The 926-nt window shown below is 71.6% G+C and carries 1 protein-coding gene; it reads right to left on the reverse strand.

Features of this window, described 5'->3' with window-relative positions:
* On the reverse strand, positions 1-926 hold a 926-nt coding region (locus tag ACTOQ2_RS43940; protein WP_440107984.1), incomplete at both ends, for a dolichyl-phosphate-mannose--protein mannosyltransferase.

The following is a 926-nucleotide window of genomic DNA, read 5'->3' on the forward strand; positions in this document are numbered from 1 at the left end:
ACGGTCCCGGCGCGCCAGTCGCGGGTGGCGACGTACCAGGCGATCATGGCGATGAGGGCGGCGAGACCCCCGTACCAGATGACCGGGGTACCGACCCCGAGCACCGCCTCGGCGCAGCTGTCGGCGCCGCACCCGGTCTTGTTCGGCGGATAGTGGAACGCCACCGGGCGCAGCAGCAGCGGCCAGCTCCAGGGGTCGGACTGGTAGTTGTGCGGGGTCGACAGCCCGCTGTGGAAGCCCAGCACCTGGAAGTGGTAGCTCAGCCACGACCGCAGCGAGTCGAAGACGAAGAACCCCGGGCCCTGCGAGGTCGCCTGCGCCCAGTTGCGGCCCCAGCCCAGCGGCGAGGCGAACCAGCCGGCCCACGAGACGACGTAGGTCACCGCGGGCAGCAGGGCCATCGCCGCCAGGGCGCTCGGCAGGTCCTTGCCGAAGGTTCCGGCGTACGGCTTGCGCAGGCCGATCGCGCGGCGGGCCCCGGCGTCCCAGACCAGGGACATCACCGCGAAGGCGACCAGGAAGAACACCCCCGACCACTTCACCGCGCAGGCCGCGCCCAGGCACAACCCGGCGGCGATCCGCCACGGCCGCACCCCCAGCCCCGGCCCCTGGTCACTCAGCGGCGAGGTCTCGTACCAGGTCACCAGCCGCTCCCGCGCCCGGTCACGATCGACCACCAGGCAGGCGAAACCGGCCAGCACCCAGAACATCAGGAAGATGTCCAGCAACGCCGTACGCGACAGCACGAAGTGCAGGCCGTCCAGCGCGAGCAGCAGCCCGGCCAGGCAGCCCAGCATGGTCGAGCGGGTCATCCGGCGGGCCACCCGGGCCAGGATCAGGATCGACAACACCCCGACCACCGCCCCGGCGAACCTCCACCCGAAGGGGGTCATGCCGAAGATCTGCTCACCGGCGCCGATCATCCA

It is taken from the genome of Streptosporangium sp. H16, from assembly GCF_051918855.1.
Taxonomy (GTDB): Bacteria; Actinomycetota; Actinomycetes; order Streptosporangiales; family Streptosporangiaceae; genus Streptosporangium.